The sequence below is a fragment of the Hymenobacter agri genome (genome assembly GCF_054778495.1).
Genome location: NZ_BAAGZM010000999.1, coordinates 1 through 1044, shown reverse-complemented (window position 1 = coordinate 1044; position 1044 = coordinate 1). Strand labels below are relative to the sequence as shown.

Annotated in this window: 1 protein-coding gene; it reads left to right on the top strand. The window is 64.3% G+C overall.

Annotated features, from left to right (window positions below; genetic code table 11):
* On the top strand, positions 1 to 1044 hold a 1044-nt coding region (locus ACYVDE_RS23995), incomplete at both ends, for a M1 family aminopeptidase/hydrolase (RefSeq protein ID WP_460504040.1).

Sequence of the window (1044 nt, the reverse complement as noted above, 5' to 3'; positions counted from 1 at the left end):
ATTGCTTACCGCACGGCCCCCACGGCGGCCGCCCTGCAGTGGCTAGCTCCGGCCCAGACGGCCGGCAAGCAGCCCTTCCTTTTCACGCAGTCGCAGGCCATTCTGGCGCGCACCTGGCTGCCGTGCCAGGACTCGCCCGGCATCCGCTTTACTTATGAGGCCACGATACGCGTGCCCGCCCACCTGCTGGCCCTGATGAGCGCCGAGAACCCGCAGCAGCTCAGCCCGACCGGCGAGTACCGCTTCCGCATGGCCCAGCCCATTCCGGCCTACCTGATGGCGCTGGCCGTGGGTGACCTTGCCTTTGCCCCGCTCAGCGGGCGCACCGGCATCTACGCCGAGCCGGCCACGCTGCCGGTGGCTACCCACGAGTTTGCCGACCTGGAGAAAATGGTGGCGGCGGCCGAGGAGTTGTACGGCCCCTACCGCTGGGAGCGTTATGATTTGCTGGTACTGCCGCCCTCCTTCCCCTTTGGCGGAATGGAAAACCCCAGATTAACATTTGTAACACCAACTATTCTAGCCGGCGACCGCAGCCTGACTAGCCTGGTGGCCCATGAGCTCGCGCATTCCTGGTCGGGCAACTTGGTTACAAATGCAACGTGGGATGATTTCTGGCTGAACGAGGGTTTCACGGTGTATTTCGAGCGCCGCATCATGGAACATTTGTATGGTCGCGAATACGCCGACATGCTGCAGGTGCTAGGCGAAGCCGACCTGCACCATACCATCGCGGACATTGGTCCCGCCAGCCCCGACACCCATCTGCACCTGAACCTGACCGGCCGTGACCCCGACGAAGGCATGACCGAAATTGCCTACGAGAAAGGCTGCGCCCTGCTGCTTACGCTGGAAGGGCTGGTGGGCCGGCCGCGGCTCGATGCCTTTATTAAGGAGTACTTCGCCCGGTTCAGCTTTCAGAGCATGGACACCGCCACCTTCCTGCACTACCTCCGCGCCGAGCTGCTCGATGCCGAGCCCGGCCTCGAAGCGCGCCTGAACCTGGCGGCTTGGGTGCACGGCCCCGGCCTGCCGGCCAATGCG